Origin of the sequence: Vreelandella piezotolerans, from assembly GCF_012427705.1 — a bacterium.
In the GTDB taxonomy this organism is placed as follows: Bacteria; Pseudomonadota; Gammaproteobacteria; order Pseudomonadales; family Halomonadaceae; genus Vreelandella; species Vreelandella piezotolerans.
Genome location: NZ_CP048602.1, coordinates 3,808,466 through 3,823,391, shown reverse-complemented (window position 1 = coordinate 3,823,391; position 14,926 = coordinate 3,808,466). Strand labels below are relative to the sequence as shown.

The 14,926-nt window shown below is 61.9% G+C and carries 14 protein-coding genes; 11 read left to right on the top strand and 3 right to left on the bottom strand.

The genetic code is table 11. The features are described 5' to 3' along the window. Positions 1-91: 91 nt before the first annotated feature. From GYM47_RS17595 to GYM47_RS17585, 3 genes are read left to right on the top strand one after another with little or no spacing between them, the layout of a single operon-like run. Complete coding sequence (locus GYM47_RS17595; protein WP_139526134.1) at positions 92-553, top strand: (2Fe-2S)-binding protein; 462 nt, start codon at positions 92-94, stop codon at positions 551-553. Further along, entirely contained in the window at positions 550-2,883 is a 2,334-nt protein-coding gene (locus tag GYM47_RS17590) for a xanthine dehydrogenase family protein molybdopterin-binding subunit (RefSeq protein WP_153843581.1), read from the top strand. The genes GYM47_RS17595 and GYM47_RS17590 overlap by 4 nt, the downstream gene beginning before the upstream one ends. A gap of 2 nt (positions 2,884-2,885) precedes the next feature. Further along, the gene (locus tag GYM47_RS17585) at positions 2,886-3,929 is read left to right on the top strand and encodes an XdhC family protein (protein WP_153843601.1); all 1,044 of its coding nucleotides are present in this window, start codon (positions 2,886-2,888) and stop codon (positions 3,927-3,929) included. Between the two features lie 9 nt (positions 3,930-3,938). On the opposite strand, the gene GYM47_RS17580 is transcribed toward GYM47_RS17585, so the two are convergent. Next, positions 3,939-4,550, bottom strand: coding sequence for a DNA-3-methyladenine glycosylase family protein (locus GYM47_RS17580; protein ID WP_153843580.1), 612 nt, complete (start codon positions 4,548-4,550; stop codon positions 3,939-3,941). Positions 4,551-4,757: 207 nt separating this feature from the next. Here GYM47_RS17580 and GYM47_RS17575 point away from each other — a divergent pair, with 207 nt between their 5' ends. Both GYM47_RS17575 and GYM47_RS17570 read left to right on the top strand, forming a co-directional pair. Beyond that, a complete protein-coding gene (locus GYM47_RS17575; protein WP_153843579.1) occupies positions 4,758-5,969 on the top strand; it encodes an MFS transporter in 1,212 nt (403 codons plus the stop codon). 93 nt (positions 5,970-6,062) lie between these two features. Continuing rightward, positions 6,063-6,311 carry a hypothetical protein gene (locus GYM47_RS17570; RefSeq protein WP_139526129.1) on the top strand — a complete coding sequence of 83 codons (249 nt, stop codon included), beginning with the start codon at positions 6,063-6,065 and terminating at the stop codon, positions 6,309-6,311. Positions 6,312-6,320: 9 nt separating this feature from the next. Here the strand turns inward: GYM47_RS17570 and GYM47_RS17565 are convergent, their stop codons facing one another. Beyond that, positions 6,321-7,016, bottom strand: a complete 696-nt coding sequence (locus tag GYM47_RS17565) for an extensin-like domain-containing protein (protein ID WP_139526128.1) — start codon at positions 7,014-7,016, stop codon at positions 6,321-6,323. Positions 7,017-7,151: 135 nt separating this feature from the next. Between GYM47_RS17565 and gmk the strand changes: the two genes are divergently transcribed. From gmk to GYM47_RS17545, 4 genes are all read left to right on the top strand, one after another. Then, a complete protein-coding gene (gmk, locus tag GYM47_RS17560) occupies positions 7,152-7,784 on the top strand; it encodes a guanylate kinase (RefSeq protein ID WP_153843578.1) in 633 nt (210 codons plus the stop codon). A gap of 88 nt (positions 7,785-7,872) precedes the next feature. Then, positions 7,873-8,133: a DNA-directed RNA polymerase subunit omega gene (rpoZ, locus tag GYM47_RS17555; RefSeq protein ID WP_139526126.1), complete on the top strand. Its 261-nt coding sequence runs from the start codon at positions 7,873-7,875 to the stop codon at positions 8,131-8,133. A gap of 26 nt (positions 8,134-8,159) precedes the next feature. Beyond that, on the top strand, positions 8,160-10,292 hold the full coding sequence (locus tag GYM47_RS17550; RefSeq protein WP_139526125.1) for a RelA/SpoT family protein: 2,133 nt from the start codon (positions 8,160-8,162) through the stop codon (positions 10,290-10,292). Positions 10,293-10,385: 93 nt separating this feature from the next. Further along, complete coding sequence (locus GYM47_RS17545) at positions 10,386-10,775, top strand: RidA family protein (protein WP_139526124.1); 390 nt, start codon at positions 10,386-10,388, stop codon at positions 10,773-10,775. Positions 10,776-10,866: 91 nt separating this feature from the next. On the opposite strand, the gene GYM47_RS17540 is transcribed toward GYM47_RS17545, so the two are convergent. Continuing rightward, positions 10,867-11,748 (bottom strand): SDR family oxidoreductase, encoded by an 882-nt coding sequence (locus GYM47_RS17540; RefSeq protein WP_139526123.1) that lies wholly within the window; start codon positions 11,746-11,748, stop codon positions 10,867-10,869. 144 nt (positions 11,749-11,892) lie between these two features. On the opposite strand from GYM47_RS17540, the gene GYM47_RS17535 reads away from it, so the two are divergent. Then, positions 11,893-12,822 (top strand): hydrogen peroxide-inducible genes activator, encoded by a 930-nt coding sequence (locus GYM47_RS17535; protein ID WP_139526122.1) that lies wholly within the window; start codon positions 11,893-11,895, stop codon positions 12,820-12,822. Then, on the top strand, positions 12,819-14,897 hold the full coding sequence (gene recG / locus GYM47_RS17530) for an ATP-dependent DNA helicase RecG (RefSeq protein ID WP_153843577.1): 2,079 nt from the start codon (positions 12,819-12,821) through the stop codon (positions 14,895-14,897). Before GYM47_RS17535 ends, recG begins: the two co-directional genes overlap by 4 nt. Positions 14,898-14,926 lie beyond the last annotated feature (29 nt).

Here is a 14,926-nt window from a genome sequence, read left to right as displayed (position 1 = left end):
AAATGGTTAATTTTTGTTCACTGGCTAGACTCAAGGCAGTGACGCTGCAACGCCGTGAACGAATGACAATAACCGGGACTGGGAGAGACCAATGATCAACCTGACCATCAATGGACAGTCGCATTCACTCGATATCCCCGACACGATGCCCCTACTTTGGGCGATTCGCGATGTCGTGGGCATGAAGGGCACCAAGTTCGGTTGTGGCATTGCCCAGTGCGGCGCGTGCACCGTGCATATCGATGGGGTGGCGACCCGCTCCTGCGTGATGCCGGTCTCTGCCGTCACCGGTGAAGTCACCACCATCGAAGCCATGGCGGACGACCCCGTTGGCCAAAAAGTGCAGCAGGCGTGGCTGGACCTAGGGGTCGCCCAGTGCGGCTACTGCCAGGGTGGCCAGATCATGAACGCGACGGGGTTGCTCAAGCACAACCCGACGCCGCAATCCCAGGAGATCATCGACGCCATGTCAGGCAACCTGTGTCGCTGTGGCACCTACAACCGCATTTTGGCGGCGGTGGAGCGCGCCGCCGGTGAGGAGGCCAACTCATGAGCGATTCTCGCAATGCATTGCTGCTGGCCAACGTCAGCCGTCGGGGCGTGTTGAAAGGCATCGCCGGTATGTCGGCGCTGCTGCTGGCGGCTCGCTGGGACATGAGCATGGCCAATCAACAGGCGCAGTTTGGGGCGGGCGCCATGCCGGGTGCCTGGGTGGACGATCCCAACGTGTTCATCCAGATCGATACCGATGGCCTGGTGACGTTCATCAACAATCGTGCCGAGATGGGCCAGGGGATTCGCACCAGTCTCGCGATGGTGGCGGCCGATGAGCTGGGCGCGCAGTGGGAGCAGGTGCGCGTGCAGCAAGCACCCGCCGACCAAGAGAAGTACGGTAACCAAAATACCGACGGTTCCCGCAGCATGCGCCACTGGTACGATCCGATTCGCCGCGCTGCGGCTGCGGCACGACTCATGCTACAGCAGGCCGCTGCCCAGCGGTGGGAAGTGCCGGTCTGGGAAGTCCACGCCGACTTGCACAAGATGACCCATCCGGCCACCGGGCGGGAGCTGGGCTTTGGCGAGCTCGCCGAGGCGGCGCGTGAATTGGACGTGCCGAGCAGAAATGATCTGGTGTTGAAGTCCGATAGTGAGCTGCGCTTCGTCGGCAAGGAGAGCGGCTGGGTCAACGGTGAGTTGACGTCGTCGTCGCCCAAGGCATCGGATGGCGAGGATATTGTCAGCGGTAAAGCGATCTTCGGCGCCGACGTGGCGCTGGACGACATGCTCTACGCCGTGGTGGCTCGCCCACCGGTGTACGGGGCGACCATCCAAAGCGTCGACGACAGCGAAACGCTCAAGGTGCCCGGTGTTCAACGAACGATGCGCATCGACACGGCGACACAGCCCGCGGCATTCAATCCGCTGGGCGGCATTGCGGTGATCGCCTCGAATACCTGGGCGGCCATCGAGGGGCGCAAGGCGCTGAACATCGAGTGGGATACCGGCGCCGCGGGCGATAACGCCGACTATCGTTCAGAAGCTTACCGGCAAGCGCTGGAGCAGGCGGCGCAGTCGCCGGGTAAGGTGGTTCGTCAGTCCGGCGATGTGGACGCCGCGCTGAGTAGCGCCCACCGGCGCGTCGCGGCGACGTACTATATGCCGCACATGGCGCAGGCCCCCATGGAACCCCCGGTAGCCATCGTGCGTGTCCAAGACGGCAAAGCCGAAGCGTGGGCGCCGGTTCAGCACCCCAGAGCCGCCCGCGAGGGGGTGGCCAGTGTGTTGGGGCTTGAGCTAGAGAACGTGACCGTCCATCAAACGCTGCTGGGTGGTGGCTTTGGGCGTAAGTCCAAGCCGGACTTCGTGAGCGAAGCGGCCTGGGTGGCCCAGGCGTTCGAGGGCCGGCCGGTCAAACTGCAGTGGACCCGTGAAGACGACGTGCAGCACGCCTTTTTTCACGCGGTCTCCGTGGACCATCTGGAGGCGAGTCTCGACGCCGACGGTAACGCCACGGGCTGGCTCCACCGCACCCTGTCGCCCAGCATTGCCTCGCTGTTTGCCCCGGACCCTGAGCATAAGCAAGCGTTCGAGCTGGGGATGGGCCTGAATACGATGCCGTTCGACATTCCCTCGGTGCGCCTGGAAAACCCGCCTGCCCCCGCCCATGTGCGCATCGGCTGGTTTCGCGCCGTCTACAACCTGCCTCACGCTTGGGCGATCCAGAGCTTTGCCCATGAAATGGCCGTGGCCGCTGGCCGCGACCACAAAGAGTACGCGCTGGCGCTGCTCGGCCCCGACCGCAAAATCGATAACCTGACCCTGGGGGACGGCTGGAATTACGGTGAAAACCCTGACCTGTATCCCATCGATACCGCGCGCCTGCGCCGGGTCATCGAGCGCGCCACCGAGCAAGCGGGCTGGGGCCGCGAGATGCCCGAGGGGCGTGGATTGGGGCTGGCGTTTCACCATAGCTTCGTGTCGTATACCGCGATCGTCTTCGATGTGGAAGTCGACAGCGAGGGCGGCGTGATCATCCATCAGGCGGACATCGCCTTCGATTGCGGCCCGCAGGCGAACCCCGAGCGGATCCGCTCGCAGCTCGAAGGAGCGTGCGTGATGGGAATCGGTATTGCGCTGAAGAGCGAAGTGACCTTTGAAGACGGGGTCGCCCAGCAGAGCAATTTCGACAAGTACCTCATACCCCGCATGCCGGATGCGCCCAAGGTCGTGAGGGTGCATCTCATCGACAATCCCGGTGATGCCATGGGAGGCGTCGGCGAGCCCGGCTTGCCGCCGGTCGCTCCTGCCTTGTGCAACGCGATCTATACGGCGACGGGCAAGCGTATCCGGCAATTGCCCGTTGCTGACCAGCTGAGTACTTGAGCATGCAGAGTCTGGATGCCCAAGTTGTCGCGCAGGCCCTTGAGTGGGCCAGGGGCGGCGACACGGTTTGGTACTGCACGGTCCTGTCGACCTTTGGCTCGTCCCCACGGGAGCCGGGCTCCATCATGGTGGCCAACGCCAGCGGTGACCACGTGGGGTCGCTCTCCGGCGGGTGTGTCGAGGAGGATTTCCTCGCACGGGTGATGGCCGGTGAGTACACGATGCCCGCCGTGATCGTGCGCTATGGCGCCCCCGGGAGTGGGGATGGCCATCTCCAGGTGCGCCTGCCCTGTGGCGGCATACTCGATGTGCTGGTCGAGCGACGCGAGGCGACGTCGGCGAACGTTCAGCACTTCGAACAGCTCAGCGCGGCGCTGGCCGGTGAGCAGGAGTTGCTGCGACGCGTCAGCCTGGCCGATGGCGCCGCGTCGCTGGCGCCCGCGAGCGCTGGCGGGCCGCGTGTGTGCTACGAGGCGCATGGGGAGAGCGTGCTCCTGCGCGTGGGGCCCGTGGCCAAACTCATTCTCGCCGGATACTCCTCGGTGGCCGACGCGTGCGCGCACTTCGCCCTGCGGTTGGGGTATCAGGTCGTGCTATGCGATCCGCGGGAGGAGGTCACGGCCAGTGTCGAGTGGCCCGAGGGGATGACGTTCGTTCCCCAATTGCCGTCCCAGTACATTGCCCTGCCGGGGATGTGTACGTCGTCGACCGCCGTGGTGGCCGTGACCCACGATCCGCGAATCGACGACCTGGCCATGATGGAAGCGGTCAAAACCCCGGCGAGCTACATTGGCGTCATGGGCTCTCGACAAACCTCCCGAGCCAGGGCCGCGCGCCTGCGCCGAACCGGCGGGCTGAGCGAGGCAGAGATCGAGCGTATCCACATGCCCATCGGCCTCGATTTGGGCAGCAAAACCCCGGCGGAAATCGCCCTGGCGATCATGGCGGACGTTCTTCGCGTGCGACGAGGGCGCGTCTCGGTGGGTAGCCAAGGCTACGAGGAGGGCGCCGACGATGACGCCATACGCGCAGGCCCAAGTCGATAAGCGCTGCTTCTACACCGGCTCGCCGCGGTAGTAGTGCCATAAAAACAGCGACCCTACGCTGCGCCAGGGCGACCAGTGCGCTACCAACTGTCGGGCCTGCGTCGGCGTAGGTTTCTCTTCCAGGCCCTTCAACCGGCCCAGCGCGACACGTAACGCAAGATCGTCGGCGGGGAAAATGTCGGGGCGCTGGAGCGAGAACATCAGGTAGATCTCCGCGCTCCAGCGGCCAAACCCACGCAGTTGGGTAATCGCGGCAATGGCCTCGTCATCGCTGAGATGCGCCAAACCATCGGCGCTAAACGTACCCGCAAGCTCCGCCTCTGCCAGTCCTTTGGCGTACTCGATCTTACGCCACGATAGCCCTGCATCGCGCAGTGCTTGGCCTTCTACGTCCATCACCGCCTTGGCATGCAGTTCGGGCAGCAGCGTATTCACCCGGCCCATGATCGCCCGAGCGGCCTCGGTGGAGATCTGCTGGCTGACGATGGTCGAAAAGAAGGTGGCAAACCCCGGGTTGCGCTGGCGCGGGTTGGGCGCACCGACCAAGGGGTAAGCGCGAGCAATGTCGGGATCGGCGCTGGCCAAGGCCTGCATGGCGCGCTCGAGGGTACAGGGAGTCATGGCCACCTCTCTTGATCAATAGAGCATCGTAACATCCTAGCAGTTGCTACTTTGATGATGACGCGAAAGTGCAGAGTGCCTTGCCCTTTGCATGCTAACTTTTTTAGCGTCGTATATTTCTACTTTCGTCTAATCCTGCCATCATTTGCGGTTAACCAGGATCGTTTCAGTGAACAGGCGCTTTACACAGCGCCTGGGGAGAGAGGTATGCAATCATCATCAACGGAGCTGGCGCGGCATCCGCGATGGGCGGAGTTCGTGCTGGCGCTGGGCGGGTTCGGCATCGGCACCAGCGAATTCGTCATCATGGGGTTGATGAACCGCGTGGCGGAAGACCTAGCCGTGAGCGTGCCGCAAGTAGGCTACTCCATCAGCAGTTATGCGCTGGGGGTCGTGGTGGGGGCGCCGCTAATCTCGACACTGGCCGCGCGGGTGCCTAAACGAGCCCTGCTGATCGCACTGATGTTGGTATTTGCTTTGGGCAACATTGCCAGCGCCATGGCCCCGGGATTTTGGTCGTTCGTCGGGCTGCGCTTTTTAGCAGGGCTGCCCCATGGGGCGTATTTTGGTGTGGCGGCGCTGGTGGCCGCCGGCGCGGTGCCGGTCGATCAACGGGCGCGCGCCATCGCCCGCGTCATGATGGGGCTGACGGTGGCCATCCTAATCGGTGCGCCGTTGGGCACCTGGGCGGGTAACCTGTTGGGCTGGCAGATCGCCTTTGCGGCGGTCGGCGGCATTGCGCTGCTCACGGCGCTGTTGATTCGCCTGTTTGTGCCTGTGCAGCCTGTCGATGCTCACGCCAGCCCGTTGCGAGAGCTTTCCGCACTGGTCAAACAGCGCGTGCTGGTGACCATTGCGATTGCCTGTATCGGCTGCGGCGGTATGTTTTCGATCTTCAGTTATGTCATGCCGACGCTGACCCAGCAGGCGGGCATGAGCGAAGCGCTGGGACCTTTGGTGTTGGTCATCTTTGGCCTGGGCTCCATCGCCGGTAACTTGGTGGGCGGGCGCATGGCGGATAAAAACCTGATGCGGGCCATTCCTACCATTTTGGTGTGGTGCGCTGTGGTGCAGGGGCTGTTCTACTTTGCTGCCAACCAGGTGTGGTCGGGACTGCTGTTCGTGGGGTTGGTCGGCACCAGCATTGCGCTGGCCCCGTCGTTGCAAACGCGGCTGATGGACGTGGCCGAAGATGCCCAAACCATGGCGGCCTCCATGAACCACGCGGCATTCAACGGTGCCAATGCGCTGGGCGCGTGGCTGGCGGGCTTGGCGATTAGCGCTGGGTTTAGCTGGTCGAGCACGGGACTGGTCGGGTCGGGGCTTGCGCTGTGTGGCCTGGTGATTTTTGCCTGGGGGCGCTGGCTGGAGAAGCGCACGGGGTCAGCGCAACCAACGGTTGCTCATGGTTGTAAATAAGGTATGGCTAAATAAATGCTGATGTCATTTAAAGTGGCAAAAAGCGCGTATCGTTCCTAGGGTGTAAAGGTGCAATCCATAAGGAGGTGACCTATGCATACTTCAGTGAATACTTCGCGTCTTGTCACGTTGAGCGCCATTGCTGCACTGACCATCGGGCTGGCGGGCTGTGGTTCCACGACCGGTGAGCGGGCAACCAGCGGTGCCGGTGTCGGGGCGGCGGTGGGTGCAGGGGCCGCTGCCGTGACCGGTGGTAGCGTCACACAAGGGGCTGTCATTGGTGGTGGTGTGGGTGCCGCCACGGGGGCAGCCACCGATGAAGAGGATATCAACCTCGAATAACTCAACTGCCTAGCGGCATAGGCTAAAACCGCGCATGCCTAGATGAAAGTGGTCGGCATGCGCGGCGTTGTACTCAGGACCAAGTACGTTGCCGAACGTCTCACACGCGCCATCTCGCGCGGCTCGCAAAAACGCTCCCGCGTTACCCGTATCGTCCCAGTCGCTAATGAGCGATATTCGCTGGCCGTTCTCGAACTGAAACCCCACCACATCCAGCGCTTCGGCGGTCGCGTGCTCGCTGCGTCGCCCCGTCTCACGGCCATACACGTTGCGGCAGGCAAAACTACCCACATGGTTCACTTGGGCGACCCGGCTACCCATGATGGCCTGTGCGGCAGGCTGCAACGCATGGCGTTCATACATCACCCACGCCAGCGCTAGCGGGCAGGAGGCCACGAAACTCTGGTTGAAGCGCACGCTACTGCGTTGCATGCGTACGATATTGCTGAGTGGGCAACTGGCGGTAGGGGTGTAATCGGCCAGTGGCGTGTAGCGCAGTTCGCCTTCGGGCACGGTGTCGAGCGCTGCGAGGCAGGCGGTGCGGTCGTCGTTCAAGCGCTTGAGCTTCAGTTGGGTAATGGGCGTGATAGGGTCATCGACGTGTAACGGCGCCCAGGGAGCCCAGTGCCGGGGAATCTCGATCATCCCTTTTTGCAGCGCCACTCCCAGCGCAATCAAGCATAAAATGAACAATGTGCTGCGCATGCTGACCTCCTTGCGGCTGTTTGGAAACGCTACAGTCCCTGCCATGGGTGTGCGATACTGCGCACCCTATGACGTCGGCAGTGGCCAGCCTGCGTGATGACGAACGACCATTTTGACTAACTAGGGAAGCGCTTCATGTCCCAGGGTACGCTGTTTATTGTTTCTGCCCCGTCGGGCGCGGGTAAAACCAGCCTCGTTCGTGAGCTGATCGAAAGCCTGGACGGTATTCAGGTGTCGGTGTCGCATACCACGCGTGCCAAACGCGAAGGTGAGGTCAATGGCGTCAATTACCACTTTACCCAAGTGCCTGACTTCGAAGCGATGATCGACCGCGGCGACTTCTTCGAGTATGCCAAGGTCTTCGACAATTACTATGGCACGTCGCGTCAGTCGGTCCAAACCTTGCTAGACGCGGGGCAAGACGTCATCCTAGAGATCGATTGGCAGGGCGCGCAGCAGGTACGCGAGCAGATGCCTTCTGCCGTGTCGATCTTCATCCTACCGCCATCGCGTAGCGAGCTGGAGCGACGTCTCTCCAGCCGTGGCACCGACGAACACGCGGTGATTGCCCGACGCATGCGCGATGCAGTCAGTGAGATGTCCCACTACGACGAGTACGACTACCTGGTCATCAACGACGACTTCACCACGGCGCTTCAGGAACTCCAATCGCTGGTGATCAGCCGCCGCTTGACGCGCGCCACCATGCAGGAACGCCACGCGCCGCTGCTCGATGCACTCTTGTCACAGGCGCCTAGCGTCGAGTAATCTATCAGGTCCTATCACCACTCTTTTCGCTGGGTCGGCGACGTTGTTCAACAACGCCGGCCCGGCGTCGTCATTACAGGAAGGCCCCATGGCTCGCGTAACCGTTGAAGATTGTCTGGAAAATGTAGAAAACCGCTTCAAACTGGTGATGATTTCCACCCAGCGTGCTCGCCAGCTGGCCCGCGGCTCCCGCGATGCTCAACTGCCCTGGGAAAACGATAAGCCCACCGTCATGGCGCTGCGCGAAATCGCCGCAGGCCTGGTGGATCACAGCGTTCTGGACGAGCCGGTCGAAGCGCCGGTGCGCGCGCGTCCCGCCATGACGCCTAGCACTCAAATCGACGATTAAGCAGGCAGCGATTAGAGGCGCGGTACATGTTCACCATCGATGACCTGGCCGATCGACTCGGCGGCTACTTACCCCCGGACGAGATCCAGCAGGTCAAGCGCGCCTTCTACTACGCCGAGCAGGCCCACGATGGCCAGCGCCGCCGCTCGGGTGAACCTTACGTCACCCATCCGCTGGCGGTCGCCAATATTCTCGCCAACATGCACATGGACCATCAAAGCCTGATGGCCGCCATGCTGCACGACGTGATCGAAGACACCGGCGTGTCCAAAAAAGCCCTGGCGGCCCAGTTCGGCAAGCCGGTAGCCGAGCTCGTCGACGGTGTTTCCAAGCTTACCCAGATCACCTTCGAAGACAAAGCCGTTGCTCAGGCGGAAAACTTCCAGAAGATGGTGCTGGCGATGTCGCGGGATATTCGCGTCATCATCGTCAAGCTGGCCGACCGACTGCACAACATGCGCACCTTGGGCGCGTTACGCCCTGACAAAAAGCGCCGCATCGCCCGGGAAACCCTGGAAATCTATGCGCGTATTGCGGGTCGGTTGGGTATCAATACCATTCGTGTCGAGCTGGAAGACCTCTCGTTCCAGGCGATTCACCCCATGCGCGCCGAGCGTATCAAGCGCGCCGTGGCCAGTGCGCGGGGCAATCGTCGCAGCGCCATGCGGGAAATTCAGTCATCTCTGCAGCAGAGCCTCGACGATGAAGGCCTGAAAGGCACGGTGATTGGTCGCCAAAAGCACCTGCTCTCGATCTACAAGAAGATGCGCGATCAGCGTAAGCCCTTCATCGAGATCATGGATGTCTTCGGTTTTCGGATCATCACCGAAGACGTGGCGAGCTGCTATCGAATCCTAGGCGTCGTGCACAACCTTTATAAGCCGGTGCCGGGGCGGTTCAAAGACTACATTGCGATTCCCAAAGCGAACGGCTATCAAAGCCTGCACACTACGCTGTTTGGCCAGCGGGGCATGCCCATCGAAGTGCAGATCCGCACCCGAGAGATGGAAGCCATGGCCAATAACGGGATCGCTGCCCACTGGCTCTATAAAGCCGGCCAGACCGCGCACCCGATTGCCGAAGGTAGCCACGCTCGCGCCCGCGCCTGGGTGAAGGGGCTTTTGGAGATGCAGCGCCACGCGGGGGATTCGCTGGAGTTCATCGAGCACGTCAAGAACGACCTGTTCCCCGACGATATCTACGTGTTCACCCCGAAAGGCGACATCATGGAGCTGCCCCAGGGCGCCACGGTGATCGACTTCGCCTACAGCGTACACACCGATATCGGCAATAACTGCATCGCCTGCCGGATCGACCGTCACCTCGCGCCGCTCTCCACGCGGCTGGAAAGCGGCCAGACGCTGGAGATCATTACTGCCCCCGGCGCGCGTCCCAATCTGGCGTGGCTGAATTTCGTCACCACGGCCAAGGCGCGCTCCGCCATTCGCCATGCGTTGAAGCATCAGCAGCAGGCGGAGGCGGTGATGCTGGGCCGTCGACTGCTCAACAAGGCGCTGGCACCGTTCGAAACGAGCCTGGAAGAGCTCGACGAGAGTATCTTCGAGCAGGCGCTCGAGCAGCTGGACGCACCGTCGCTGGATGCCTTGCTCGAGTCGTTGGGGTTAGGCAACCGCATGGCGCACGTGGTCGCGCGTCGCTTGGTGGATGTCGCCCATGGCGACAGCTTCGATAAGACACTGTCTGACAGCAACGACAAGGCCGTGGTCATCAGCGGCAGCGAAGGCATGGTGATCAACTTTGCCCGTTGTTGCCACCCCTTGCCCGGCGACCCGGTGGTAGGACATCTCTCGGTCGGTAAAGGGCTGGTGGTACACCGCAGCGAGTGTAAAAATCTCGCCGAGCGTAAAAACGATCCCGAAAAGCTGTTTGCGCTGGAGTGGTCGGAACACATCGACGAAGACTTCCCGGTGGCACTGCGTATCGAAATCGAAAGCCGCCGTGGCTTAGTGGCCGAGCTGGCGGGACTGGTGACCGATGCCGATGCCAATATCGAGCGCATTGGTATCGAAGAGCGCGACGCGCGCCTATCCACCGTCAATCTCACGCTGTCGGTCAAAGGGCGTGTCCACCTCGCCCGCATCATTAAACGCATCCGTAACCTGCCCAACGTTGGCAAAATTACCCGTACCGCTAACTAAACACCCATGCGTCGACGGCTGGCGTTTCACGCTGGCGGCGTCAGCCATGGCAATAATAAGCAACGTTTCATTTTTACAGGAGAAGGACACCCCATGAGCAACAAAGCGGTTATCAACACAGAAAAGGCCCCTGCCGCCATCGGCCCTTATTCCCAGGCCATCAAAGCAGGCAACACGGTGTATCTGTCGGGCCAGATTCCGCTCGACCCAGACACCATGGAAATCGTCTCGGACGATTTCGAAGCTCAGGCGCGTCAGGTCTTTACCAACCTGCAGGCCGTGTGTGAAGAAGCCGCTGGGTCGCTGGGCGATATCGTCAAGCTCAACCTCTATTTAGTCGATCTGGACAACTTTGCGATCGTCAACAAGGTGATGGAAGAGTTCTTTTCCACGCCGTTCCCGGCGCGTGCGGCGGTCGGCGTGAAGGCGCTGCCCAAAGGCAGCCAAGTAGAAGCCGAAGCCGTGATGGTGATCGGCGACTAAACGGCGTGACACCGACGCATACAAAAAGAGCGAGCCGATGAGGCTCGCTCTTTGCGTTTTCTAGCGTTCCAATCGACTCGCGGCTAGAGCGCTAGGCTTTTTGCAACTCTAAAAAACCGCCCTCTTTCAACACCTGGGCATAGCCCTCTTTGTAGGTCGGATAGCGGAAGGTGTAGCCAGTTTCGAGAATACGGCGGTTGTCGCAACGCTTGCTGGCACGACGGCGCAGCGGCGACTGCATGGTGTCGGTGGACTCCACCTTCAACTGTTTGGCCAACCACGCCATCACGTTGTGCATGGTCACCGGTTCGCAGTCGCTACCGAGATAAAGGTCGGCCAGCGGTGTGCCGCTCTCCTGGCAGCGGATCAGGTGCGCCAGAATGCCGGTGCAGTCGTCCCGATGAATGCGGTTGGAGTAGATCACCGGCGTGACGGCGGCCAGTCGGCCTTCGGCCACTTGGTGAATCAAACGATCACGCCCTGGGCCATAAATACCGGAGAAGCGCACCACGGTGCCGGGCAGCGGGTGATTGAGCAGCGCCTGTTCGGCCTCGCACATCAGGGTGCCGGAGAAACTAGTGGATTCCGTGGGGCTCTCCTCGTTGACCACCTCGCCCTCTTGCTGACCATAGACACTGGTAGAGGAGACGAAGAAGATGCGCCGTGGCGGTGTGTCGTGCTGCTCCAGTACGCTGAGCACACGCTTGAGACCGTCTGGATAGGCGCTTTGGTAAGCACTCTCTTCGAAGCGGTCTGCACTGACGGTGTAAATCACGTAGTCGGCTTGGGGCAGGGCGCTGGCGTCGGCTCCTTCCAGGTCGTTGAGATCGAGGGATAGCGGCTCGATGCCGGTATGCTCTAATGCGTTGGCTTGGCGGCGCACACCTATCACGCGATGCCCATCGTTTAGCAGCTCTTGTCCAAGCGTGACGCCGATGTCTCCACAGCCGATAATCAGTACCGTTAGTTTCACCTTGCTCACCCCTCTTGATAAATATTCCCTATCAGATACAAAGTCCCTATGAGATGTGCCATCTTCAATAGGGCTTGTCTGTCCTTTTCCGTCTCGCTAACACGATGACTCGAGCTGCAACGAGAGGATGCCACTGGCATTGCTATGACTTTAACAGAACTTCGCTACATCGTAACCCTTGCCCAAGAGCGCCATTTTGGCCGCGCCGCCGAGCGCTGCCATGTTTCCCAGCCGACGCTCTCGGTCGCCGTGAAAAAACTCGAAGACGAGCTGGACATTCCGCTGTTCGAACGCTCTAAATCCACCGTGCAAGTCACGCCCTTGGGCGAAAAGATCGTTGCCCAGGCCCAGCGCGTATTGGAACAGAGCGGTTTGATCTACGAGCTGGCCAGCGCGGGCAAAGACCAGCTCGCTAACCCGCTGCGCATCGGCGCGATTTATACCATTGGACCTTACCTATTCCCCCATTTGGTACCAGCACTGGCCAGCGCTGCCCCGCAAATGCCGCTGTATATCGAAGAGGGCATGACCGGCACGCTGCGCGCCAAGCTGCGTAGCGGCGAGCTGGACGTGATCATCGTGGCCCTACCGTTTACCGAAACCGACGTGGTCACCAAGCCGATCTACGACGAGCATTTCGAGGTGTTGATGCCTGCCAGCCACCCGTGGGTCGAGCGCGAGGCGATCCATAAAGAGGATCTATTAGAAGAGCGGCTGCTGCTGCTGGGCGAAGGCCACTGCTTCCGCGACCAAATCCTCGAAGCTTGCCCTGCGATTACTCAAAAGCTCAACAGTCCCAACAATACCCTGATTGCCGAAGGCGGCTCGCTCGAGACGATTCGCCATATGGTGGCGTCCAAACTCGGGATTACCGTGCTGCCGCAGTCGGCGCTCGGCACCGACCAGTACGAGAACGCCATGCTGGTTAGCCGCCCCTTCGTGGAACCGGCACCTTCGCGCACGGTGGCTATTGCCTGGCGTGCCAGCTTTCCGCGCCCGAAGGCCATCGATGCATTGGCCAACGCGATCAGCCAGTGCCAGCAGCCTGTGCATAAGGTGAAGCAAGCCCCATGAGTGAGCTGTCCGCACCGGTGACGGCGCTCAAGGGCGTAGGCGAGGCGCTGGCCATCAAGCTGGCCCGCCTAGGTGTGGAGCGCGTGAGTGATCTGCTGTTTCACTTGCCGCTACGCTACCAGGATCGCACGCGACTCACCCCCATTGGCCTGCTCCGCGCAGGCCATGAAGCGGTGGTCGAGGGGGAAGTGACCGCCAGCGATATCGTCAAAGGGCGACGGCGCAGCCTGCTGATTCGTCTGCGCGACGATAGCGGCATTTTGAGCCTGCGCTTTTTCCACTTTTCGCCCGCGCAACAGCAGCAGCTTCGCCCCGGCGTGACCGTTCGGGCGTTTGGCGAAGCTCGGGCAGGCGCCACGGGGCTTGAGATCTATCATCCGGAATACCGTCTTAGCGGCGGTAGCGAAACGCCGGTGGAGGAGTATTACACGCCGATTTACCCCACCACCGAGGGGCTGCACCAAACCCGTCTGCGGGCGCTGACCCAGCAGGCGCTGCGCCTTTTAGAGCAAGCGCCCGAAACGCTGCCCGATGTGATTCCCAATGCCCTGCGCCAGCGCTTCCAACTGCCGGGGCTGCACGCTAGCTTGCAGCTATTGCACCAGCCGCCGCCGGACGTGGATTTGGAGCAGCTGACCCATGGCCACCACCCCGCCACGCGGCGCCTGGCGTTGGAAGAGCTGTTGGCTCATCAACTGAGCCTGCGGGAAGTGCGCCTGCGTATCCAGGCCGACGGCGCACCGGAGCTACCGTCGGGGCGCAGCCTGCAAACGCGCTTTCTGGCGCAGCTACCGTTTGCGCTCACCGGTGCCCAGCGTCGGGTGCTGGAAGAAATAGCCCTCGACCTGGCCCGCCCCGCGCCCATGCTGCGCCTGGTGCAGGGGGACGTTGGGTCGGGCAAGACGGTGGTGGCGGCCATGGCGGCGCTCTCGGCGCTGGCGGGCAACTGCCAAGCGGCGATGATGGCGCCCACGGAGATCCTCGCCGAACAGCACTACCGCGCCTTCAAAGCGTGGTTCGAGCCGCTGGGCATCGAAGTGGCGTGGTTGGCAGGCAAGCTGAAGGGCAAGGCGCGGCTGGATGCCAAAGCCGCCATTGCCGACGGTCGAGCGCGTATGGTGGTGGGCACCCACGCGCTGTTTCAAGACGACGTGCATTTCCAGTGTCTGGGGCTGGCGATCATCGATGAGCAGCACCGATTTGGCGTTCACCAGCGCCTTGCCCTGCGGGAAAAGGGCGAAGCCGGTGGACTGACGCCCCACCAGCTGATCATGACCGCCACGCCGATTCCCCGCACCCTGGCGATGAGCGCCTATGCGGACTTGGACGTCTCGGTGATCGACGAGCTGCCGCCGGGACGCACGCCGGTGAAAACCGTGGTGGTGTCGGACGAGCGCCGCCCCGAGGTGGTCGAGCGTATTCGCAACGCCTGCCGTGACGGTCGCCAAGCCTATTGGGTGTGTACGCTGATCGAAGAGTCGGAGGCGCTGCAGTGCCAGGCCGCTGAAGTGACCCGCGATGAACTCACCCAGGCGCTGCCCGAGTTGGCCATCGGGCTGATTCATGGGCGTATGAAGGCGGCCGAAAAAGCCGAGGTGATGGAGGCCTTCAAAGCCGGTGAGCTCGACCTGCTGGTGGCGACCACGGTGATCGAGGTGGGAGTCGACGTGCCCAACGCTAGCTTGATGATCATCGAAAACCCTGAGCGTTTGGGGCTTTCCCAGCTTCATCAGCTGCGCGGCCGGGTGGGACGCGGCAGCACCGAAAGCTTCTGCGTGCTGCTGTACCACCCACCGCTCTCCAAAAGCTCTCGGGAACGGCTCGGCGTGATGCGGGAAACCACCGACGGCTTCCGTATTGCTGAAAAAGACTTGGAAATCCGCGGCCCTGGCGAGGTATTAGGGACTCGCCAAACCGGCCTCGCACAGATGAAAATCGCCGATCTAGAGCGCGATGCCGACCAGCTAGAGCGGGTCACCGCCCTGGCTCAGGCGCTCCAGGGCAACACCGAGGTCACTGCCGTGCTGGTGCGCCGCTGGCTGGGCGAGGCGGCGGGCCGCTACGGGCAGGTGTAATGGCGGTGTAGTGAAGTGGCATCGAGGCG

Excerpts from the sequence above, each read along its gene's own strand:
- GYM47_RS17570 (WP_139526129.1), top strand. The coding sequence starts at position 6,063 with ATGCATACTTCAGTGAATACTTCGCGTCTTGTCACGTTGAGCGCCATT.
- GYM47_RS17585 (WP_153843601.1), top strand. The coding sequence starts at position 2,886 with ATGCAGAGTCTGGATGCCCAAGTTGTCGCGCAGGCCCTTGAGTGGGCC.
- GYM47_RS17550 (WP_139526125.1), top strand. The coding sequence starts at position 8,160 with ATGTTCACCATCGATGACCTGGCCGATCGACTCGGCGGCTACTTACCC.
- GYM47_RS17545 (WP_139526124.1), top strand. The coding sequence starts at position 10,386 with ATGAGCAACAAAGCGGTTATCAACACAGAAAAGGCCCCTGCCGCCATC.
- GYM47_RS17595 (WP_139526134.1), top strand. The coding sequence starts at position 92 with ATGATCAACCTGACCATCAATGGACAGTCGCATTCACTCGATATCCCC.
- gmk (WP_153843578.1), top strand. The coding sequence starts at position 7,152 with ATGTCCCAGGGTACGCTGTTTATTGTTTCTGCCCCGTCGGGCGCGGGT.
- GYM47_RS17535 (WP_139526122.1), top strand. The coding sequence starts at position 11,893 with ATGACTTTAACAGAACTTCGCTACATCGTAACCCTTGCCCAAGAGCGC.
- GYM47_RS17575 (WP_153843579.1), top strand. The coding sequence starts at position 4,758 with ATGCAATCATCATCAACGGAGCTGGCGCGGCATCCGCGATGGGCGGAG.
- rpoZ (WP_139526126.1), top strand. The coding sequence starts at position 7,873 with ATGGCTCGCGTAACCGTTGAAGATTGTCTGGAAAATGTAGAAAACCGC.
- GYM47_RS17590 (WP_153843581.1), top strand. The coding sequence starts at position 550 with ATGAGCGATTCTCGCAATGCATTGCTGCTGGCCAACGTCAGCCGTCGG.
- GYM47_RS17580 (WP_153843580.1), bottom strand. The coding sequence starts at position 4,550 with ATGACTCCCTGTACCCTCGAGCGCGCCATGCAGGCCTTGGCCAGCGCC.
- GYM47_RS17565 (WP_139526128.1), bottom strand. The coding sequence starts at position 7,016 with ATGCGCAGCACATTGTTCATTTTATGCTTGATTGCGCTGGGAGTGGCG.
- recG (WP_153843577.1), top strand. The coding sequence starts at position 12,819 with ATGAGTGAGCTGTCCGCACCGGTGACGGCGCTCAAGGGCGTAGGCGAG.